25 protein-coding genes are annotated in these 20,522 nt (G+C 60.3%); 13 read left to right on the plus strand and 12 right to left on the minus strand.

Going from position 1 to position 20,522, the window contains the following annotated elements; genetic code table 11:
• Positions 1-42 precede the first annotated feature (42 nt).
• From MUN79_RS24275 to MUN79_RS24310, 9 genes are all read right to left on the minus strand, one after another.
• Positions 43-480: a hypothetical protein gene (locus MUN79_RS24275; protein ID WP_244675092.1), complete on the minus strand. Its 438-nt coding sequence runs from the start codon at positions 478-480 to the stop codon at positions 43-45.
• A gap of 38 nt (positions 481-518) precedes the next feature.
• Positions 519-1,724 (minus strand): ABC1 kinase family protein, encoded by a 1,206-nt coding sequence (locus MUN79_RS24280; protein ID WP_244675093.1) that lies wholly within the window; start codon positions 1,722-1,724, stop codon positions 519-521.
• Positions 1,725-1,865: 141 nt separating this feature from the next.
• Positions 1,866-2,402, minus strand: a complete 537-nt coding sequence (locus tag MUN79_RS24285) for a phasin family protein (protein WP_244675094.1) — start codon at positions 2,400-2,402, stop codon at positions 1,866-1,868.
• 170 nt (positions 2,403-2,572) lie between these two features.
• Complete coding sequence (locus MUN79_RS24290; protein WP_244675095.1) at positions 2,573-3,598, minus strand: alpha/beta hydrolase fold domain-containing protein; 1,026 nt, start codon at positions 3,596-3,598, stop codon at positions 2,573-2,575.
• 203 nt (positions 3,599-3,801) lie between these two features.
• A complete protein-coding gene (locus MUN79_RS24295; protein ID WP_244675096.1) occupies positions 3,802-4,962 on the minus strand; it encodes a lysophospholipid acyltransferase family protein in 1,161 nt (386 codons plus the stop codon).
• A gap of 143 nt (positions 4,963-5,105) precedes the next feature.
• The gene (locus MUN79_RS24300; RefSeq protein WP_244675097.1) at positions 5,106-6,326 is read right to left on the minus strand and encodes an aspartyl protease family protein; all 1,221 of its coding nucleotides are present in this window, start codon (positions 6,324-6,326) and stop codon (positions 5,106-5,108) included.
• A gap of 134 nt (positions 6,327-6,460) precedes the next feature.
• Positions 6,461-7,024, minus strand: a complete 564-nt coding sequence (locus MUN79_RS31430; protein WP_311136580.1) for an enolase C-terminal domain-like protein — start codon at positions 7,022-7,024, stop codon at positions 6,461-6,463.
• On the minus strand, positions 6,964-7,503 hold the full coding sequence (locus MUN79_RS31435; protein WP_311136581.1) for a hypothetical protein: 540 nt from the start codon (positions 7,501-7,503) through the stop codon (positions 6,964-6,966). The genes MUN79_RS31430 and MUN79_RS31435 overlap by 61 nt, the downstream gene beginning before the upstream one ends.
• A gap of 160 nt (positions 7,504-7,663) precedes the next feature.
• Positions 7,664-7,969 (minus strand): KGG domain-containing protein, encoded by a 306-nt coding sequence (locus MUN79_RS24310; RefSeq protein WP_244675098.1) that lies wholly within the window; start codon positions 7,967-7,969, stop codon positions 7,664-7,666.
• A 296-nt stretch (positions 7,970-8,265) separates the two neighbouring features.
• On the opposite strand from MUN79_RS24310, the gene egtB reads away from it, so the two are divergent.
• From egtB to MUN79_RS24350, 7 genes are all read left to right on the plus strand, one after another.
• Entirely contained in the window at positions 8,266-10,614 is a 2,349-nt protein-coding gene (egtB, locus tag MUN79_RS32305) for an ergothioneine biosynthesis protein EgtB (RefSeq protein ID WP_445991685.1), read from the plus strand.
• A gap of 33 nt (positions 10,615-10,647) precedes the next feature.
• The gene (locus MUN79_RS24325; RefSeq protein WP_244675099.1) at positions 10,648-11,049 is read left to right on the plus strand and encodes a hypothetical protein; all 402 of its coding nucleotides are present in this window, start codon (positions 10,648-10,650) and stop codon (positions 11,047-11,049) included.
• A complete protein-coding gene (locus MUN79_RS24330; protein WP_244675100.1) occupies positions 10,955-11,746 on the plus strand; it encodes a pyridoxal phosphate-dependent aminotransferase in 792 nt (263 codons plus the stop codon). Before MUN79_RS24325 ends, MUN79_RS24330 begins: the two co-directional genes overlap by 95 nt.
• Before the next feature lie 71 nt (positions 11,747-11,817).
• Positions 11,818-12,972: an MATE family efflux transporter gene (locus MUN79_RS24335; protein ID WP_244675101.1), complete on the plus strand. Its 1,155-nt coding sequence runs from the start codon at positions 11,818-11,820 to the stop codon at positions 12,970-12,972.
• Positions 12,973-13,003: 31 nt separating this feature from the next.
• Positions 13,004-13,183, plus strand: a complete 180-nt coding sequence (locus tag MUN79_RS24340; RefSeq protein WP_244675102.1) for a hypothetical protein — start codon at positions 13,004-13,006, stop codon at positions 13,181-13,183.
• A 208-nt stretch (positions 13,184-13,391) separates the two neighbouring features.
• Positions 13,392-13,868: a DUF922 domain-containing protein gene (locus tag MUN79_RS24345; protein WP_244675103.1), complete on the plus strand. Its 477-nt coding sequence runs from the start codon at positions 13,392-13,394 to the stop codon at positions 13,866-13,868.
• Between the two features lie 24 nt (positions 13,869-13,892).
• Positions 13,893-14,249 carry a tRNA-binding protein gene (locus MUN79_RS24350; protein ID WP_311136582.1) on the plus strand — a complete coding sequence of 119 codons (357 nt, stop codon included), beginning with the start codon at positions 13,893-13,895 and terminating at the stop codon, positions 14,247-14,249.
• Here the strand turns inward: MUN79_RS24350 and MUN79_RS24355 are convergent.
• Positions 14,246-14,602 carry a DUF4296 domain-containing protein gene (locus tag MUN79_RS24355; RefSeq protein ID WP_244675104.1) on the minus strand — a complete coding sequence of 119 codons (357 nt, stop codon included), beginning with the start codon at positions 14,600-14,602 and terminating at the stop codon, positions 14,246-14,248. The genes MUN79_RS24350 and MUN79_RS24355 overlap by 4 nt on opposite strands.
• A gap of 91 nt (positions 14,603-14,693) precedes the next feature.
• Here MUN79_RS24355 and MUN79_RS31440 point away from each other — a divergent pair, with 91 nt between their 5' ends.
• The 6 genes from MUN79_RS31440 (at position 14,694) to MUN79_RS24380 (ending at position 18,769) form a co-directional block, all read left to right on the plus strand.
• Positions 14,694-14,960 carry a DUF58 domain-containing protein gene (locus tag MUN79_RS31440; RefSeq protein WP_311136583.1) on the plus strand — a complete coding sequence of 89 codons (267 nt, stop codon included), beginning with the start codon at positions 14,694-14,696 and terminating at the stop codon, positions 14,958-14,960.
• 26 nt (positions 14,961-14,986) lie between these two features.
• Complete coding sequence (locus MUN79_RS31445; protein WP_445991686.1) at positions 14,987-15,541, plus strand: DUF58 domain-containing protein; 555 nt, start codon at positions 14,987-14,989, stop codon at positions 15,539-15,541.
• A gap of 1 nt (position 15,542) precedes the next feature.
• Positions 15,543-16,460, plus strand: a complete 918-nt coding sequence (locus MUN79_RS24365) for a hypothetical protein (protein ID WP_244675105.1) — start codon at positions 15,543-15,545, stop codon at positions 16,458-16,460.
• Positions 16,461-16,584: 124 nt separating this feature from the next.
• Complete coding sequence (locus tag MUN79_RS24370; RefSeq protein ID WP_244675106.1) at positions 16,585-17,478, plus strand: VWA domain-containing protein; 894 nt, start codon at positions 16,585-16,587, stop codon at positions 17,476-17,478.
• Positions 17,479-17,623: 145 nt separating this feature from the next.
• A complete protein-coding gene (locus tag MUN79_RS24375) occupies positions 17,624-18,307 on the plus strand; it encodes a YggS family pyridoxal phosphate-dependent enzyme (protein ID WP_244675107.1) in 684 nt (227 codons plus the stop codon).
• 84 nt (positions 18,308-18,391) lie between these two features.
• Positions 18,392-18,769 (plus strand): DUF423 domain-containing protein, encoded by a 378-nt coding sequence (locus MUN79_RS24380; protein ID WP_244675108.1) that lies wholly within the window; start codon positions 18,392-18,394, stop codon positions 18,767-18,769.
• A 290-nt stretch (positions 18,770-19,059) separates the two neighbouring features.
• Here the strand turns inward: MUN79_RS24380 and MUN79_RS24385 are convergent, their stop codons facing one another.
• Positions 19,060-19,605: a DUF1573 domain-containing protein gene (locus MUN79_RS24385; RefSeq protein ID WP_244675109.1), complete on the minus strand. Its 546-nt coding sequence runs from the start codon at positions 19,603-19,605 to the stop codon at positions 19,060-19,062.
• 170 nt (positions 19,606-19,775) lie between these two features.
• Positions 19,776-20,438: a DUF4136 domain-containing protein gene (locus MUN79_RS24390; RefSeq protein ID WP_244675110.1), complete on the minus strand. Its 663-nt coding sequence runs from the start codon at positions 20,436-20,438 to the stop codon at positions 19,776-19,778.
• Positions 20,439-20,522 lie beyond the last annotated feature (84 nt).

Genomic DNA, 20,522 nt, shown 5'->3' on the forward strand with positions numbered 1-20,522 from the left:
ACTCCGGCTTTAGGTGGGGCAGGCCAGCAGAGTAGTCCTTGATTAATCCTTACGCCTTTTGGTGCCCAGAATCAGCAGGATCAGGAATAGAAAGCCGGTAATTCCCAGGCTCCACCAGGTAATGACCGGGATGCCGTGCAAGTAGCGCATCTCGGGCGAGTAGCGCCCCAGCAAACTCAGGCCCGAGAACAGCAGAAACGCTACGGCAATAAGGGCAATGATGGTGCGCGACACGAGCTGGTCGGCCGTGCGCATCAGAGCCTGGTAGCCGCTGAGCTCCACTTTCAGGCGTAAGTCTCCGCGCGAAATCTTGCGCATAATCTGCCGCACATCGGCCGGCAGGGTCTGAATCAGGGCCAGCAGCTGGGTGCCGGTGTACTGGGCCTCGCTCAGGATGTTTTCGGTGGAGTACTGCTCGGCAATAATCCGGGCGCCGTAGGGCCGCACAAACTCGAACGTGTTGAAGCGCGGGTGCAGCACCTTGCCAATGCCTTCGAGTATTACCAGGGCCCGCAGAATCAGGAATACGGCCCGGGCACCTGCAGCTTGTAGTCGTAGATGATAACCTGGAGCCGGTCGGCCAGGTCGCTCATGCTCATTTCCTTCACGTCGAGCATGGTGAAGTCCTCAATCAAATCGTTGAGGTCGGCCTCGAACGTGCGCATGTCGGGAATATCGGCCGTAAGAGCCAGGCGGCGGAAGTTCAGGGCCATGCTGCGCGCATCCTGCCGGGCCATGCCGATAAAGACCCCGGCAAACGCGTACTTCTGCTGCTTGCTCAGCTTGCCCACCATGCCGAAGTCGATAAGCACGATGGTGCCGTCGGGCCGCACCAGCACGTTGCCCGGGTGCGGATCGGCGTGGAAGATACCGAACTCGAAAATCTGAGTCAGGTAGATGTCCATGCCCGTTTCGGCTACCTTCTCCGGGCTCAGGCCCCACTCCAGTAGCTGGGCCTTGTCGGTAATCTTGCAGCCCGACACGAACTCGATGACCAAGATTTTGGCCGTGGAAAGCTCCCGGTAGGGCTTCGGGATATAAAACGTTTCGTAGGCCTCGTAGAGCTTGCGAAACTGCTCCATGCTGCGGGCCTCGGAGGTGTAGTCCAGCTCCTTCATCATGCTCCGCTCGAAGGCATCCACGATGTCCTGGGGGTTGCTCAGGCCATGGTTGCGCAGAAAGCCGGCCGTCAGGCGCACCAGCTCGTGCAGCAGGCTCAGGTCGGTGCGCACTTTCTCCTGCACGTCGGGCCGCTGCACTTTCACCACTACGTCTTCGCCCGTGAGCAGCTTGGCCCGGTGCACCTGTCCAATGCTGGCCGAGCCCAGGGGCTTTTCGTCGAATTCGCTGAAGACCTCCGTAATCGGCTGGCCCAGCTCCCGCTCGATAATCTCCCGGGCCACGCGCACGTCGAAGGGCGGCACGTCGCTCTGCAGCTTCTGAAACTCGTCAATCAGGGCCTCGGGCAGCAGGTCGGGCCGGTTGCTCATGGCCTGGGCCAGCTTGATAAACGTGGGCCCCAGTTCCTCAATCACCATCCGGACCCGCTCCCAACGGCTGGTTTCAAACACGGGCCGCTCGGCGTGCTGCCAGGAAAGGCGGCGCTTTTGGGTAATAAGGCGGCGCAGGGCCGTGGAAGTCACCACATCCTCAAACCCGTAGCGCACCAGTACCTCGACTACCTGCCGGATGCGGCCCAGATTGGAAATCGTGTTTTTGAACATGCGGGCGGGAACAGGGAAAGGACGAGTTTAGGAATGCAAAATAAGCGCTGCACCCGAGCAATACCGGCCTGGGCACAAAAAAGCCAGCGCCCCGCAAAGGCAGGCGCTGGCTTTCAGGTAATAGGGTGACGAAGGGCGCAACTACGCGGCCGACGTGTCGGTGCCGCCGGCCGGAGCGGCTGGTGTGTCCTTCTTGGCCCCACCCGACTTGCTGCCCGACGACTTGGCGGCACCTGCTTTAGCAGCACCAGACTTCTGGGCCGTGCCAGCAGCGCTGCTCACGTTATCAGCGGCCTTTTTGGTAGCGCCGGCCGCTTTGGTCGTGGTGCTCGAAGCAGGCTTAGCGGCCGTTTTGGCGCCGCCCTTGCTGGCCGCAGCAGCCGTAGCGCCCGACGATTTGGCCGGTGCTTTCACGCTGCGCTTCAGCTCTTCCACGTCGGCATTAGAAGCGACGCCTACGCTTTTCATCAGCTTGCTGGCAATGCTGCTGAACTGCTGCTCGAGCTCCTTGCGCTTGGTTTCGGAGTTCTTCTTCAGGTCGTCCATAATCTTCTTCCCTTCCTCCTCCGACAGCTTGCTTTCCTTTACCAGCGCGTCGATGGTGGTTTGCACCCGGTCACTGGTCAGCGACACGAAACCAACGCCGGCATTGATGAATTTCTTAAACAAATCTTCCATGGTGCTAAACGGTTAAAAAAGGTTGGGGGAATGGAAAAACAACGCTGGAGTAACGTCAGCCCGGAAAAGTAGTATGCAAGCCGACTATTTTTGGTAAACCTACAAAAACAACGCTATATAGTTGGCTCTGAGGAGAGAATTTTTGCGGCGGCGTTTTCATAAACGAGCTTTTACGGGTTGCCTTCCTGTTTTGGGGTCAGCCAGCTTCGGAAGCCTAAGCCTAGCTTAAAGCCGGGCCCGGGCCGCAGTTCAGGACCCGGTTTGCGGGCAGAGTGGCGCATCGTTTTCACTACCTGCGCCGCGGCGGCCTGGGCGGCCCAGATGCCTTTGGTGAAGGCAGCAGCCTGATCGAGGGCGGTGCGGGCTTCGGGCAGAAAGCGCCAGAACAGGTGCCACCAGTGTACCAGCCCCGCAAAGGCCTGGAGCGTGACGGGCACTCCCGCGCACCGGGCCTTGGCCGCAAACTGAAGCACGTCGTCGTAGAGGACCTCCGCATCCGAGGTTTGGAGCAGCAGCGGGGGCAAATCGTGTAAGTCGGCCTGCACCGGCGACACCAACGGCGCGGTTAGCGGCACGTCGGTAGCGTAGAGGCCACCCCAACCCCGAATGGCCAGGGCTTCGAGCAGCTGCAATTCCTCATCAGCCACGCGCCGGATAGTGCCCGTGGGCAGTTCCAGATCCGTCCAGGGTGAGAGGCCAATGGCAGCCGCAGGCAGTGGTTCTTTCTGGTCGCGCAGGGCCAGCAGCAGGGCCAGAGCCAGTCCACCCCCGGCCGAGTCGCCGGCCACGATGATGTTTTGGGCCGGGTAACCCTGCTTTAGCAGCCAGCGGTAAGCCAGCAGGGCGTCGTCGAGGGCGGCGGGAAAGGGAAAGTCGGGTGCTTTGCGGTAGTTGATGGTCAAGGCATGCATTTCGCAGCGCTGGGCCAAGGCACCTACCACGCCCCGGTGCGTGTTGAGGGAGCCCAGCACGTAGCCGCCGCCGTGCAGGTACAGCAACACACGGCGCGGATCGGCCTTTTCGGGCTTGATCCACTCAGCGTCCATGCCTTCCAGGGAAAAGCAGTCGAAGTGGACGCCCCAGGGCAGGAACTGGAACAGGCTGCCGATTTCCAGGCTCAGGCGCATGGCCGCAATGCTGGGCTGGCGCCGGGCCAGCGGCGCAGTGGCCGCCGTCAGGAATTGTTTGAGAAGCAAATGCTGGGGGGAAGGCATTTGAGGGCGGAAATTAGGATCAGGAAATCGAAAACAGGGCGGCGCTACCACGCAGCCAGGCATGGTATTTTGGAAAGCAGAACGGCCGCCACGTAGGCAGCATCCAGGTAAGATATTGTCTTTTACTGACTGAGACAGAACAGGTTTCGATATTCGCGCCCGATTTATAGTTTATACCAGCCCGGTTACATTTTCTGGCCTAGCTTGTGGCCTTTATACCCGCGAATAGCAATGGGAATCCAGCCCAGAATGGGAATAAAGAAGCTGATGGTAAACGGGTTGCGCCAGATCATGCGCAGCCAGGCGCCAGGGCTGGTCAGGTCGAGGCGGATGCCCCGCTTGCCTTTCTCGGTGTATTGCTTCTCGAACTCAGTGAACAGCGCCGGCCAGGCAAAGGGCAGAAAAAACGGGAAGGAGCGCCAGTTTTCGCGGATACGCTGCCAGATTTCGCCCCAGCGGTAGGGCCGCTGCCCGTAGCGCAGCACGGCCGCGTCCATCTCGGCCTGCATCCGGGCCCGCACCTGGCTGGAAAGGTCCTCGTATTCGTCGCGGCTGATTTCGTCGTGGGCTTTGCCGGTCAACTCGTAAGGCTTGATGCGGGAGCCCAGCACGAAGGTGAGCTTGGCCGGAAACGCCATGTAGAAAAACCAGGGCTGCAGCAACACCATGAAGATAATGGGCCCGACGGGAATAAAGGGAATGCCGATTTTCTTGCTCAGGTTATTGAGCCAGTCCCAGCTGTAAGCATAAGGGTTGAGGTACTCGCCGTTGATGGTGTAGAACGGGATTATGTCGGTGCGGTGCTGAATACCCAGCCGGATCATGCTAGTGGCCAGGCGCTGCAGTTGGTATTTGCGGTTAAACCCTTTGCCGATGCCGGGCACGCCCTCCGGGTACAGCATCAGGTTGTGCTCCCGGTAGTACATCATCGTCTCGAAGTTCAGGGTAGTAGCGTCCACGCAGCCGCAGCGCTTCCAGAAGTTGCGCACCAGAAACGGGTTCATCAGGGCCGACTGCGACAACATGGGCGCCGACAGCGGCCGGGGCAGGTCGCTCAGATTGGGCAGCTTGCGCCACAAGTGCGAAAGAGCCACCATGGCATCCCAGGGAAAGGCCATGCCCGAGTGGTTGGAAGCAAAAATCAGGGGCTTGTCGGGGTTGTTGCGCTGGGGGTAGTTCTCGAAGCCGACCAGCTCGGAGCGAAACCAAACCCGGTCGAGCAGCTGCAAGATGTTCTTATCGAGCTCCCAGACAAACTCCTCGTCGAAATAATCAGAGTAAATGTGCTGATTGGCCCGGATTTCAGGCGGCGGGGTCGGCAGCGCGGGCGAAGGGGCCGTGGGCATCAGGCAAAAACGGGCGAGAAGATGGGTGGCGAAGGAAAGGTCGGGCTTCTAAGGTAGAGAAATATACGGTTGGGGCCCCGGAACAGGCGTTACACCCAACATTTTACACCAACCTACTTCCACTACTGCTGGCCGCTGACGGGCTAAATTTCGCGCTTCAACTGTACCTGAGCGGTCGTCAGCTCGCCGTTGGGTCGCTGCACGATCAGCAGGATTTTGCGGCCGTCGGTCGAGTGCAGCAGGCGACTGAGCTGGGTCAGGGAAAAAGCGCTGGCCGGCAGCAAGTTGATCGACAGAATCTCATCATCAACTTTCAGCCCCGCTTTGGCCGCGGGCGAGTCTGGCACCACCCGGGTTATCACGTAGCGGCGAAAATTGGGGCCGGCCGCCACCAGATCCATGCCGCACATATCGTGCTCGAAGGGCTCATGGTAGAGCATATTCGGCCGCAGCAGCATGTAGTTATGGGTGTAGTCGATGATGATATCGAAGCGTTTGAGCAGCTCAAAGCCGACGTTGCCGTTGCGGGGCACGTCGGCGCGCATGGCCACATCCGTCGAGTCGGGAAAGGACGTGAGCAGGGAGTTGAGCTGATAGCGCCCGAGCTTCATGCCCGACACGCGGCCCAGATAGCCATTGATAAAGCCGTTGAGGCCCCTGCCCAACTGGGAGCGGAGCCGCTTGGGCGGCAGGCTCAATAAGTTGCTGGAAGTCGTTTCGAGCGACAACGCGTGGCCCGCGCCGGTGTCCAGCACCAGCTTCAGCGGCAGGTGCAGCGAGTCGGTTACCTGTACTTCGGCGGTGAGGTAGGGCTTGTTGCCTTCAATATCCAGCGGCACGGACGTCCAGCGGCGGCCACGGGGCTTGCGGAACTGGGCCGGGTCGTGCAGCACCAGGAGGGTTTCGGAGGGCCGCACTTCTACCACAAAGCTGCGAAACACGTCGGCGCCCAGAATACCGTGAATGGGCATGCCTACGTAGCCCGACAGGTTGAGAATGTCTTCCGACAAAATCAGAAACAGCATAGACTTGGCCTCCACCCCCGGCAGCTCCACGCGCACGTTGTTGGTTTCGGAGGCTTCCAGCGGGGCCTCATTGCCGGCACCTGCCACCCGAAAGCTACGCCCGATACGCAGTTTCAGGGCCGAGCGCAGGCTGGGGTCGGTAATCAGGGAAGTGCCCACGCCGGTGTCCAGCAAAAAGTTAAACGGTCCCTGCCCATTGAGGCGGGCGTTGATGACCATCAGGTTCCGCTCCATTTCAAAGCGAAATTTCACTTTGGTAGCCTTGGGCTTCACGAAACGAAACGGCACCGTACCCTGGGCGGCAACGGACCCAGCCAGCAGCCCGAAAGCCAGTAGCAAAAGTAAAAGTCGCCAGGGCAGCCCGAGTAGGCTACTGCAACTCGACTTATGTAGGCGGAAGCGGGACATGGTGGGAACGTGGGGGCTTGGTAAGATAGCAAATTTTTCGCCCACCCGTATGCCCACCGGTATGGTTATTCCAAGCTGCCCCAGAAGCCGCCGGGTTCGTAGTACAGGTGGCCGCGCTGAATGGTCAGGGGCGCGGCTATATTGTTGGTATACAGCTGGCCGGTACCGAGGCCCTGGGGAAATTCGGGCGGGGCAAACCGGGCGGCAAACTGGCTGATGGCGTTCAGTCCCACATTGGATTCCAGAGCCGAAGTAAGCCACCAGGCAATGCCGCGGGCCTGGGCCAGATCTATCCAGTGGCGGGAAGCGGCCAGGCCACCCAGCAGCGTGGGCTTGAGAATGATATAAGCGGGCCGGATATGGTCGAGCAGCGCTTCCTGTTGCCCAGCATCCATCACGCCAATGAGCTCCTCGTCCAGGGCCACCGGAATAGGTGAGGCCCGACATACGGCGGCCATGGCGTCCCATTGGCCCGCCCGGATAGGTTGTTCGATGGAGTGCAGTTCAAACCGGGCCAGCTGCTCGAGCTTGCCCAGGGCCTCATCTGGCCCGAAAGCCCCGTTGGCGTCTACGCGCAGGGTGAGCTGACTGGCCGGGGCCACGGCCCGGATTTCGGCCAGCAGCCGCAACTCGGTAGCAAAGTCGATGCCCCGATTTTGAGCTTGAGGCAGGAGTAGCCGTCGGCCAGCTTTTTTTGAATTTGCTCCCGCATAAAGGCCGCGTCGCCCATCCAGACCAGTCCATTGATGGGAATACCGGCTTGCCCCTGGCTGAAAGCCGTGTCGTAGAGCTGCCGATGCCCGCCCTGCTGCCAGTCGAGCACGGCGGTTTCCAGAGCAAAGCGCAGAGCCGGCAACTCGGGCCCCACCATCTGCAGCGCTGCCTCAGGACTGATTTCGGCTAAGTGCTGCGCGTTGAACATCCGGCAAAACTCAGCTATTTGGGCTTCGGTTTCGGGGCCGTAGTCGGGGCTGAGGCCGGCCAACGGGGCGGCTTCGCCCACACCCACGCGGCCGGGCTGGGCCGAGTCGGTAAGGCGCAGGTAGTAGGCGTGGTGCTCGGTCAGGGCGCCGCGGGAAGTGCGGGCGGGAAAGTTGAAACGCAGCACGCGCCGGGAGTAGGAAAGCTGGAGCATAAAAGCAAACGGAGGCTAATAACGGGGAAGAAACAGCAAACTCCCCGCTTTTGCTTGGGCCCAACTCAAATTGCTGGAAAAAGAACAAGCCCCCGTGTAGAACACGGGGGCTTGTCGGCTTAAAGACGACGGATTAAAGTCGTCGATACTTCAGAAGGAAACTATCGGGTGGCACCGCCCTGGTTGCTCCGTCCGCGACTAGCTTGGCCCCCTTACGGCCAGCTTCACGGGCTTCCTCTGAAGTAAAACGGTGGCCGCGGCCACTTTCATGCGAGGCTTTACCGCCCTCGCTGGCGATGCGGCGCTGTTCGGCCGGATCCATGGCGGCAAAGCCACGAAGGCTCTTGCCGGCTGGTGTAGTTTTGCTAGTGGTGCTGCGGGCAGCTTGACGGCCGCCTTGCTGCGACGAGTTGCCGCGGGCTGAGTTGTTCGTATTCATAGCTTTGTAGGGTTTGGAAGAACGGATGAGTGACTTGCCCCTTCTAACGGGGGACTGTAACAAGGATAGTCATCTTGCCCCAAATACCACCTCTAAACGCCAAAATACCAACTACTACCGATGAGCTCTGCGTACTTACTAGTTAAGCTTCGCGATAAGTACCCACTTGAGCTTATAACTGAACTACTTACCTGGCTTTAGCCTAAGCCAGCAACGTATAAGTCCCAAGCTTAGTTGGGTTTAGCCAAAACCCATTTCCTGGTTTCCGGTTACCTTTCCGCCCTCAGTTCTCCCGTATGACAACCTCCTCTTTGCTTCCTTCCCCGGCCGCTGCCCTGGGCACCGATACGTTTCTGGCCCGCTTCCGCGCCGTCCGGCACCAGACGGAGGCCCTCTGCCGGCCCCTGCTGCCGGAAGACACGGTGGTGCAGCCCGTCATCGACGTGAGCCCGCCGAAATGGCACCTGGCCCACACCACCTGGTTTTTTGAAACGTTTCTGCTGAGCCAGTACCAGCCCGGCTACCAGGTTTTTCACCCCGACTACGCCTTTCTGTTCAACTCCTACTACAACTCGTTGGGCAGCCGCGTAAATCGGGCTGACCGGGGCACTTTGTCGCGCCCGGCCCTGCACGAGGTGTACGCCTACCGGGCCCACGTAGACGCTTGCATGGCCGAGCTGCTGCAGGCCGGCCACGAGCTGCCGGCCGCCTTTGCCGAGGTCATGGAGCTGGGGTTGCAGCACGAGCAGCAGCATCAGGAGCTGCTGGTAACCGACATCAAGTACATCTTGAGCACCAGTCCGCTGGCGCCGGCCTACCTGCCCGCGGCCACCGACGCGCCGGAGCCGACGGCCGCGCCCCTGCCAGCCGCCCGCTGGCTGCCCATTCCCGGCGGGGTGTACCGTATCGGCTACGAAGGCCCGGGCTTTTGCTTCGACAATGAGCAGGCCGCCCACGAGGTCCTAGTACCCGACTTTGTCCTGCAAAACCGCCTGGTGACCAACGGTGAATACTTGGAGTTTATCCAGGCCGGGGGCTACGCTGATTTTCGCTACTGGCTGGGCGAAGGCTGGGAGCTGGTGCAGCAACAGCAGTGGCAAGCCCCGCTCTACTGGGTGCAGCGACCCGAGGGGTGGTTCCGGTTTACCCACCACGGCCTGCGCCCCCTCGAGTTGAACGCCCCGGTTACCCACGTCAGCTTTTACGAGGCCGATGCCTACGCCCACTGGCAGGGAGCCCGCCTGCCCACCGAGCAGGAATGGGAAGTAGCCGCCCGCCGCTTCCGGCCCGAGGCCGCTGCTGGCACCTTCCTGGAAAGCCGCAGCTTTGACCCCCAGCCCCTGCCGGCCGATGCCGACCCCGACCAGTGCCACCAGCTGCTCGGCGACGCCTGGGAATGGACCTATTCGGCCTACCATCCGTATCCGGGCTACGAGCGGGCCCGGGGGCGCTGGGCGAGTACAACGGCAAGTTTATGCTCAACCAGCTGGTGCTGCGCGGGGGCTCCTGCGCCACGCCCGAAAGCCACATCCGCCTTACCTACCGCAACTTCTTCCACGCCGACAAGCGCTGGCAGTTTACCGGCATCCGCCTGGCACGCTAAGCTCTTAGCCTGCTCTTCTCTCTCACTCCCCTTTCCGCATGTCCGCGTCTTCCGCCCCTACCCTTTCCCCGTTGCTTCCTCCGATTTGGCCCGCCACGTGGCCGAAGGCCTGAGCCGCTTCCCCAAAACCCTGTCGTCGATGTACTTTTACGACGACGCGGGCAGTGAGCTGTTCCAGCAGATTATGGCTCTGCCCGAGTACTATCCCACCCGCACCGAGTTCGGGCTGCTGACGGCCCACCAGGTGGCCATTGGGCAGGCCCTGCGCCCCGCCGACCCGGCCGAGCCGTTCTTTCTGCTGGAGCTGGGAGCCGGCGACGGGCTCAAAACCAAGATCTTGCTGCGTCACCTGCTCGAAACCGGCGCCAGCTTCACCTACGTACCGGTGGATATTTCCGCCGCGGCCCTCGATGGGCTGGTCAGTAGTCTGCAGCAGGAGCTGCCGGCCCTGCAGGTCGAGCCCCAGGTGTCAGACTACGCCACGGCCCTCACGCTGATGGCCGCGCGGCCGGGGCGTAAGGCCGTGCTGTTTCTGGGCTCCAATATTGGCAACTTTCTACCCGCCGACCGCCACAGCTTTCTGCACGAGCTGACCCGGCCTCTGTCGGCCAACGACCGGCTGCTTATCGGTTTCGACCTGCAGAAAGACCCGCGCCAGATTCGGGCTGCCTATGACGACTCCCAGGGCGTAACGGCGGCCTTCAACCTGAACCTGCTCACCCGCCTGAACCGGGAACTGGACGCCGACTTTGACCTGGCTCACTGGCAGCACTACACCGACTACGACCCGCTGAGCGGGGCCATTCGCTCGTTTCTGGTCAGTACCCGGCAGCAGCAGGTGCAGTTGGGGCGCTGGGGCAAAGCGTTGATTTCGAGGCCTGGGAGGTTATTCACACCGAAAATTCCTACAAGTTTACCCGCCGCCTCATCGAGCAACTGGCTTCCGACGCGGGCCTGCAGGTGCAGCATTTCTTTACCGACGAGCACGACTATTTCGCCGATGTGGTATTGGCGCCCCGGGCGTAAGTTGCGGTGGTTCTGATTTGAAATAACCGCGCGGCGGCTAGCTTTGGGCATGCAGACATTCCCGGAAATAATAAGCCTGGCCTCGGGCTACGGCAACTTTGCCCCACCCGCCGCGGCCGTAACGCAGGCCGCGGCTCTTTTGCTGGCCGAACTACCCCTCAGCCCCATCGAAGGGCAAGCCGGCCTGCGGGCAGCCATTGCAGCACGCTACCAGCAGCAGGGCGCGACGGTAGCACCCGAGCAGGTACTCGTGACTCCTGGGGCCAAGCCGGCGCTGTTTGCCTTGTTTAAAGCCGCCCTGCAGCCCGGGACGAAGTGCTGCTGCCGACGCCCAACTGGTTTGGCTTCCGGGGCTGGTGGAAAAGGCTGGCGGCACGCTGCGCACCCTGCCGCTCGACCCGGCCACCGACTACGCCTGGCAACCCGAGCAGCTGCAGGCGGCCCTCACTGAGCAAACTCGGATTCTGCTGCTGAGCAACCCCAACAATCCTACCGGCCGCGTGTACAGCCGCGCGGAGTGGGAAGCCCTGCTGCAGATTACCCGGCAGTGGCCCCGGCTCCTGGTCGTGTCCGACGAGATTTACGACGGCATTAACTTCGGCCCCGAGCCGGTGACCTCCCTGCTGGCGCTGCCCGACCCGCACCAGCAGCACGTGGTAGTCAGCGGCTATTCGAAGTCTTTGGCGTTGATTGGCTGGAGCGTGGGTTACCTGGTAGCTCCGGCGCCGCTGCTGGAAGCTGCCAAGGCTTGGCAGTTTAGCACTAGCGCGGCAGTGGCGGCTTTGTCGCAGGCGGCGGCGCAGGCGGCCACTGAGCAGGCTGACGAAATTAGCCAGCAACTGTGCGCAGGCTTGCAGGCCAACCGGGAAATCATGCGGCAGTGGCTGGCCGCGCTACCTCTGCCTCAGCCGCCGCTTCCCTCGGGTACTTACTACACCTTCCCCGATTTCCGGGCCTTTCTGCAACCCGGCTTGCTGCCCACTGCCGCTTCGGCGGCGCTAACCGAGCAGTTGCGGATGGGAGGCGTGGAGGTGGTAGATGGGGCCAGCTGTGATGCGCCGGGTTTTTTCCGCCTGTCGTATGCCGTGCCGGAGCCCTTGCTGCGGGAGGCGCTGCGGCGCATGCAGGCAGTACTGCTGGGGCCTTAGGGCCTAATTCTTCATGGCCGCCAGCCGGGCGGGGCGTTGTTGTACCTTTGCGCCTCGTTTTGCCCTGCTTTATGTCACTCGCCCAGATTCGTCCGCACATCATTCCTACTCTCCTGCTGGCTTTTCCGGTAGTGCTCAGCCAGTTGGGCCACATTGCCGTGGGCGTGTGCGACAGTATGATGGTCGGTACTACCGGCAAGGTTCCCCTGGCGGCCGTGTCGCTGGGCATTAGCGTGAGCACCGTAATCATGATTCTGGGTACGGGCCTCACCTTTGCCATTACCCCGATGGTGGCCGCCGCCAATGGCCAGCGCGACGTCACGGCGCTGGGCCGCTTGCTCACCAGCGGCGTCTGGCTCAGCACCATAGCCGGCCTGCTGCTCGCCGGCTTGGGCTTTGGCGTGGCCCCACTGTTGAAATACCTTGACCAGCCAGCCGAAGTAGTGGCCCTGGCTGCGCCCTGGGTGCGGGTCCTGTTCATTTCGTTTCTGCCCCTGATGATTTTTCAGGGCTTCAAGCAGTACGCCGAGGGCCTGGGCCTCACGTTGCAGTCGATGGTCCTCTCGTTGGTAGCCAATCTGGTGAATGCGCTGCTGTGCTACATGCTGATCTTCGGCCACTTCGGGGCTCCGAAGCTGGGCATGATGGGCGCGGCCTGGGCCACACTCGTCGCCCGCGTGCTCATGGCCGTGTTTATGGGCGCCTATGTTCTGCGAGCCAAGCGCTTGGCCCCTTACCGGGCCGCCACGCACTGGCTGCAGCCCCACGGGCCAACCATTCGGCGGCTGGTGGGCTTGGGAGCCCCTATTGGCGTGCAGATGATGTTCGAAATGGGTGCCTTCAGCTTCTCGGCCATCATGATAGGCTGGCTCGGCGCGACATCATTGGCCGCCCACCAGATTGCCATCAACATTGCCTCCGTAACCTACATGGCCGCCAGCGGCATCGGGGCCGCTGCCACGATTCGCGTTGGTAATTTCCGGGGACTCGGCGATGCGCAGAACGCCCGGCAGGCGGGCTTTGCGGCTTACCTGATTACCTTCCTGTTTATGAGCGTCATGGCCCTGCTGCTCATTCTGGGCCGCGACCTGATTCCGCATTTGTACAACCAGCCGGCCGAGGTAGTAGCCCAGGCCACTACCCTGCTGCTCATTGCGGCCCTGTTCCAGATTTCCGACGGGATGCAGGTAGTGGGTCTGGGGCCTTGCGCGGTTTGGAAGACGTGAAAATACCGTCTATTGTGGCCCTGCTGGCGTATTGGGCCGTGGCCCTGCCCTGGGCTACTGGCTGGGATTTCATCTGAACCTGGGGGCTACCGGGGTGTGGTTTGGCTTGCTCACGGGCCTGTCGCTGGTAGCAATTCTGCTGCTGTGGCGCTTCCGTCAACACAGCGCTTCTCTAGTAATTCCTACTCCAGTACCGGCAGCTATCCACTAAGACATGGTGAAAAAGGCGGATAATTTCCGGCCTACGGAATTGAAATGCGACAAAAGTAGTTTTCTTGCCAACTCGTAGGCCTGAGATTGTTTAATTGCACTTTTTCGTTGTAGTGAATGCCTTTTCTCTCTTTTATACTGTCGTTTTTGCTACTTCCCCAGGGCCCAAGCAAGGTCCGGCGGCTAAACCTGCTGCCCCGCCTGCGCCCGTGCTTATTCCGTGGTCGGCAAGCCGGCCGCTGACCTGGGACGACTTTCAGGGCAAGCCCCTGCCCGCCGACCAGATGGCGGCCCTGACGGCAGCCAACATTGACGTGCAGGTGGGCTGTAAGGACTACGTATTCTCGTCGGAGGTCCGGGCGGTGTTTATGCCTAGCGAGTCGTGGGCGCGCGACAAGAAGAAGGCCACGCCGGAGCTGCTGCGTCATGAGCAGCTGCACTTCAACATCACGGAGCTGCACGCCCGGATGCTGCGCCAGAAAATCAGCATCATCAAGCTTGACTGTGAGCACCTGAACCCGGCGTTTAAGAACCTTACTAACGCGGCTTTCTCGGCCTGGAAGCGCGAGGAATTCAACTACGACCGGGAAACCAACCACGGCTTAAATGCTGCCAAGCAGACCTATTGGGAAACCCAGGTGCAGCAGCGCCTGGCTTTGCTGGAGCAGTTTGCCTCCAAACCTTAGCTTCGGGTTTGCTAAGTTGCGGCCATGAACTCTGCTACGACCATTACCTGGGCCGATTTTGAGCGCGTCGACCTGCGGGTGGGCACGATTCTGGAGGCCCGCGAATTTCCTGAGGCCCGCAAGCCCGCCTATCAGCTCTTGATTGATTTGGGACCCGAAATCGGCCAGAAACGCTCCAGCGCCCAAATTACCCAACACTATACCCCCGCCGGACTGGTGGGCCGCCAGGTGCTCTGCGTGGTCAACTTTCCGACCAAGCAAATCGGGCCATTCCGCTCGGAGGTGCTCGTTACCGGTGCCCCGACGCCGAGGGCCACATTGTGCTGGCCACGCTGGCCGCCCCGGTGCCCAATGGCAGCCGCCTGGCGTAAGCAGCCTTAACGTACCCCGAGCTCATATTTGCGGGCGGCCAGGCTGTCGAGTACGATGCCGTAGAGCTCGTCGAGGTCTTTGTTGTGCACCGCATAATAGCGGTAACTCTGCCAAAAGACCGAATCCGACACTTCGTGGCGCCACAGCATGTCTTTCTGCAGTTGGTTGAACAGGGCCTGGGACGAGTCGGCGCGCAGGTGTGCCGCTTCCACCCGACTCTCGTTCAGGTGCAGCTCGACGAGCAGTTGCACCATTTTCTCCTTGGGCAGCAGGGACGAAGGTGGCATAGGCTCTTCGGGCCGCTGACAACAGGTCAGCAACACGCTCAGAATCAGGACCAGGCAGACAGGTAGCTTTTTCACGTGTGCAAAGTTAGGAGGAACCCGTAGTTTAGCTGAAATGAATTCACCGGCCGCCACTCCATTCCAACAACTTGTCCGGAAGCTTCGGCAGATGGAAATACGCATCCTGAAGGCGGCGGATGCTCAGCTGCAGGGCGATTTTCATTCCGTTTTTAAAGGCACCGGCCTGGAATTCGACGACGTGCGCCTTTACCAGTACGGCGACGAGGTGCGAGCCATCGACTGGGCCGTGTCGAGCAAAGGCCACGGCACCTTCGTCAAAACCTATAAGGAAGAACGGGAACAGTCGGTTCTGCTTTTGCTCGACGTCAGCGCCTCCCAGCAGGTGGGGCCGAAGGGCGGCGCAAGCTGGACGTAGGCCGCGAAATCTGCGGCATTCTGGCCTTGGCCGCCGCCCGCCAGGATGCCCAGCTTGGCATTATGGCCTTTTCAGACCAGAAAGAGCTATATCTGGCTCCCGGCAAAGGAATTCGTCACGCCTATTCCCTGATTAAGCGGCTGTTTGAACTGGAGCCCCGCTCCCGGCAGACGGCCGTGGGCAGCGGCATCAAGCAGGCCCTGGGTTTGCTTAAGCGCCGCAGCATTATCCTGCTGATTTCCGATTTTATTGACACTAACTACGAGCGGGAACTGACCATGCTGGCCCGCAAGCACGACCTGGTGGTGGTGCAGCTGCTCGACAAGCGGGAGCAGGAATTTCCGCCCCTGGGCATCGTACCCCTCCTCGACCAGGAAACGGGCCGCACCGTGTGGGTCAATACGTCGGCGGAAGCTTTCCGAAAAAGGTACCGGGCTACCTACGAGCAGAACCGAGAACAAATCGGGCAGATCTGCCGCCGCCACCGCACCGAGTACTTGTCCATTGCCACCGACGTCGACTTCGTGCCCCAGCTGGTACGGCTGTTCCGACGGCGTAATCAACGGGGTGGCCGGGCCTGATATGCGCCGCTTTGCAGCTTATATTCTGGGGGTGGCGGCCGTTTTGCTAAGCCAGCCCACGGCGGCCTCCACTACCGGGGCCGACCCGCCTCGCAGCCGCTTTATGCGGCCCAGCACCCGCGTGGGCGAAATCATCGACTACGAGCTAAGCTACGCTCACTCCCCGGAGCTGGAAGTTATTTTCCCCGACTCTACGGCCGAGTTCAAACCGTTTGAATACGTGGGCAAGAGCTTTTACCCCACCCGCACCCTACGCGGCCAAAGCATCGACCGGACCGTCTACCACTTGCGCACTTTCGCCCTGGATTCGGTGCAGAGCCTGGGTTTGCCGGTCACTATTCTGCGCGGCCGCGACACGGTAACGGTGGCCAGCACCAGCGCCGTGGTCCGGCTGCTGCGCACAGCCGCGGCAGCCGGCGGTGAAGCCCCGGTCCTGCAGCAGAATACCACCCTGCTGCCCGTGCCCACGCGGTTCAACTACCCTTACTGGCTGGCGGGTACCGGTGTGCTGGCCCTGGTGCTGGGCAGCTTCTTTGTGGGGTTTCGTCGCACGCTGCGCCTGCGCTACCAGCGTTACCGGTTGCGCAAAAACCACGTCTATTTCCTGGCTCAATATGCCCGCCACATCGAGCGGTTTACCCTTTCCCGCTCCCTGACCAACATGGAGCGGGCCATTACACTCTGGAAAAACTACCTCACCGGCCTCGAAGACAACACGATTAACAGCCTGACCACCAGAGAAATTGTAGCGCATTACGAAAACGACCACGACGTAAATACGGCCCTGCGCATCACCGACCGGGTGATTTACGGCAACCAGTTCAACGAGGAAGAAGCTGAAACCGACCTGGCCTTCGTGCTGCTGCGCGACTTTGCCGAGCGGCGCTACGAGTTAGTATCGGCCCAGCTGCGGGCGTAGCCGGTCCTCTTGTTTTCCCGTACCTTTCCGGCATGAATCAGCTTTGGCAACGCTTCCTGGCCCCCGCGGTAGATGGACTGCGCTATGCCACGTTCACGAGCTACACCTGGCAGCAACCCGCCTATTGCTGCTGATTCTGCTGATTCCGGTGCTGTTTCTGGTCCGCTGGCTGCTGGTACACCGGCGCCGGCCGCGCTTGGGTGTGGCCTTCGTGGCCGGGCAGCTGCGCCGCGACTACAGCGCCAGCTTGCGGTTTCTGCCCGACATCGTGCTAGGTTTGAGCTTGGCTTTTGGCATCGTGGCGTTGGCCCGGCCCCAGCGCACCGACGAGCGAGTGGTGCAAACCGGGCAGGGCATTGATATTCTGCTGCTGGTAGACGTGTCGTCGTCGATGGAGCTGCAGGACCTGCGGCCCAACCGCCTGGAGGCCGCCAAGCGCGTGGCCCGGGAGTTTGTGGACGGCCGTAGCGGGGACCGAATCGGGCTGGTCGTATTTGCCGGCGACGCATATTCCATGGCTCCGCTTACCACCGACTACGAGCTGCTGCGGGAGAACCTGCAGAGCCTTCAGCTGGGCATGATTGCCAACGACGGCACGGCCATTGGCACGGCCCTGGGCGTGGCTACCAACCGCCTGCGTGACTCCCGCAGCCGCACCAAGGTCTGCATTCTGATTTCGGATGGCGAAAACACCGCCGGCAACCTCGACCCGCTCACGGCTGCCCAACTGGCTCATGCTTTTGGGGTAAAAATCTACACCATCGGGCTGGGCAAGGATGGCTACGTGCCCTACGGGCAGGACGAAACCGGCCGCCCCGCTACGTGGAAACCCGCCTCGACGAAACAGCCATGCGGCAATTGGCCCAGGCCGCTGAAGGCCAGTTTTTCCGCGCCTCCGACAATAACGCCCTGCGCAACGTGTTCCGCCGCATCGACCAGTACGAAAAGTCGGAAATCAAGCAGACCCGCTACCGCAACACCAAAGACTATTACCGGATTTATCTGTTCTGGTGCGTAGGCCTGTGGCTGCTCTGGCTGGGCCTGAAAAACACTTTTCTCTCCAACTCCCTGGAAGACTAGCCGCTCTGTACTTGTGGCTAGTACGGCTTGGTCTGTTACTACATCAATTAGCCGCTGCTCTCCAGCCTTCACGTTAAAAAAGAATGCCCATAGCCGATAATCTTCGCTACTTCGAACAACAGTTGCAGGGCAGCAAGGCCCGGCTGGTGGCCGTTACCAAGACTCACCCTGTAGCCCTGCTCCAGGAAGCCTACGATGCTGGGGCCCGGCTGTTTGGCGAAAACAAGGTGCAGGAGCTGGTAGCCAAGCAGCCCGAGCTGCCCGCTGATATCGAGTGGCACCTTATCGGCCATTTGCAAACCAACAAGGTGAAGTACGTGGCTCCCTTCGTGCACACCATTCAAAGCGTCGACAGCCTTAAGCTGCTCCAGGAAATCGAGAAGCAGGCCGCTAAGCACGGCCGCGTGATTCAGTGCCTGCTGCAATTTCATATTGCCGCCGAGGAAACCAAGTTTGGCTTATCCCTGCCCGAGGCCGAGGAAATCCTGGAGTCGGAAGCTTATCAGGCCATGCGTCACGTGCAGATTGCAGGCGTGATGGGCGTGGCTACCAATACCGACGACGAGGCCCAGCTGCGCCGGGAATTTGGCGAGCTGCGCAGCTACTTCGAGCAGCTGCAGGCCCGCTACTTCGCCCAGCAGCCCGCCTTCAAGGAAATATCCATGGGCATGAGCTCCGACTTCCGCCTAGCCTTGGCCGAAGATAGCACGCTGATTCGGGTGGGCAGCGCTATTTTTGGTGCCCGCAACTACGGTCAGGCCAGCTGATTTCCCCAGGATTACTGGTTGAACCCTTCCGGACAGCTAAAACCACCCCAGTAGCACCCCACTCCTCACACAACTTTTCCTAGAATGACTGCTCGACTTATTATTCAACTAGCGGCCCTGCTGGGCGGCCTGGGTGTAGCCATCGGCGCCTTCGGGGCGCACGGTCTGCGCAAAATGCTGGAAGCTTCCGGCCGCTTCGACACGTTTGAAACCGCCGTCCGCTACCAGTTCTACCACGCCCTGGCTTTGTTGGCAGTGGGCATCCTGCTGGCTTTCCGTCCTGATCTAAAAACGTTGAGCACTACGGCCTGGCTATGGCTGGGCGGCGTGCTCATCTTCAGCGGCTCGCTCTACACGCTTTGCTTTACCGGCATTACCAAGCTCGGTGCCGTTGCCCCGCTGGGTGGCCTGCTTCTCATTGCCGGCTGGATCAGTCTGCTCCTGGCCGCCCGGCAGGTATAGCAAGCCAGTTACCCGCCCAGGTAAAGCCTTTTATTAAATAGCCTTTTCTTCCTGTCATTGCGAGGAACGAAGCAATCCGTCCTCTGAAATGTGCCAAGTGTCCTGAAGTGAAAAGCCCTTTACTATTGCGGTAGTAAAGGACTTTCTGGGTAAGGACAGTGCCTACCTTCGTAGAGGACGGATTGCTTCGTCATGCTTCCTCGCAATGACACATATTTGGCTGCTATACCACATAAAAAAGGGCGTTTCGCAGCTGCGGAACGCCCTTTTTTATATTCAATAGAACCGGACTACGATGACTTACGCTTGGCTTTGATCTTGCTGTCGCCAATCTTCGATTTCTGCTTGGCGTCTTTCTCGTCCATCACCCCGTTTGCCTTCGACTCGACAGACATTGTGGGCGAGGCGTTGGCGGAGGCAGCGTCTTTTACTTCGCCTACCAGCGATACCATGGCGTTGCCACCGGCCGAGTTCGACTCTACGGTCAGCACTTTGTTTTGCATGCCCATCTTGCCGGCGCTGTTAAACTTGGCCGAAATCATCCCGCTCTTGCCGGGCATGATGGGGTCCTTGGTCCAGTCGGGGGTGGTGCAGCCGCAGCTTACGCCGATATTGGAAATCACCAGGGGCTGGGTGCCTACGTTCTTGAACTTGAAAGTATGGTCTACCACGTCGCCCTGCTTGATGGAGCCGAAGTCATACTTCACTTCGTCAAACTGAATCTGGGGGCCAACTACTTTCTCCTGCGCGTTGGCGGGCTTCACTGCGGCCGACTGCGCCTGGGCGGCTAAGCCCGCCAGCGAAAGCGACAAAGCCAGAATGAGTGCTTTTTTCATGAGGTGATTTCGTTAGTAAGTTGAGGTTAACAAATTTAAGGATTTTGGGGTGTGGGCCAACTATCCTGCCAATTTTCACACCGCCAATAAAGTCATTTTCACCCACAACCTACCTGTGTTGCATGAGGTTCCGCTGAAGCCCCGGAACCGGTGGACTAACGGCTGCAGCGCTAGCCCTTAAACTCCTTGGAGTAAGGAAATTGGCGGGAAGCTTTGCGCATAATAGTCGTCACGATGGTGTTCGTGTCGCTGCCAAAGCCGCGCGACAGGGACTTGTCGTACTTCCAGAGCAGCTCACCGGTAGCACCGTCGTTGATGTTAATCATCAGCTTGCCCGTGTTGGTAGGACCACTCATGCCTACCAGCATGGACATGGCCACCGCCGCGCCGGCCGACATGGGCTGGGTGCTGGTGAATGTGCCGGAAATGATGCCGTCCACGCCCAGAAACTTGGCTAGCTGCTCGGGAGTAAACCGGGCCACATTGGCAGCCGTAACCCCGTTTTGGGCCAGCAAAGCATTGGTACGGGCCAGATCCTGAATATCCACGGTCATGTCATTCTCCTCCTTGCGCTTGAGAAAATACGACTGCAGGGCACTTTGCACGTCCAGCCCTTCACGCTGCTCCAGCTTGGCTACGCCTTCCGGCCCGCCGTTTTTGGCAACTTCATTAGGCCGCAGCTGTAAGGTCACGGCAAAGGGCAACACGGCCAGGGTCTTGTGACTTTTGGCCAACGCACTGAATTTGGGACTCGTGTAAATTTCACGGGTCTGGGCCGAAGCCCCGGTTACCATCAGAAGCACGCACAGGGCGGCAAGAATTAGGCTTTTCATAGCTGAGAATGTGTAGGAGTTGAATTCGACGGCAAGCTACAGCCGCCTCAACCCCTACACATCCCCACTATATGTGATAGTAAA

Origin of the sequence: Hymenobacter cellulosilyticus (assembly GCF_022919215.1) — a bacterium.
Taxonomy (GTDB): Bacteria; Bacteroidota; Bacteroidia; order Cytophagales; family Hymenobacteraceae; genus Hymenobacter; species Hymenobacter cellulosilyticus.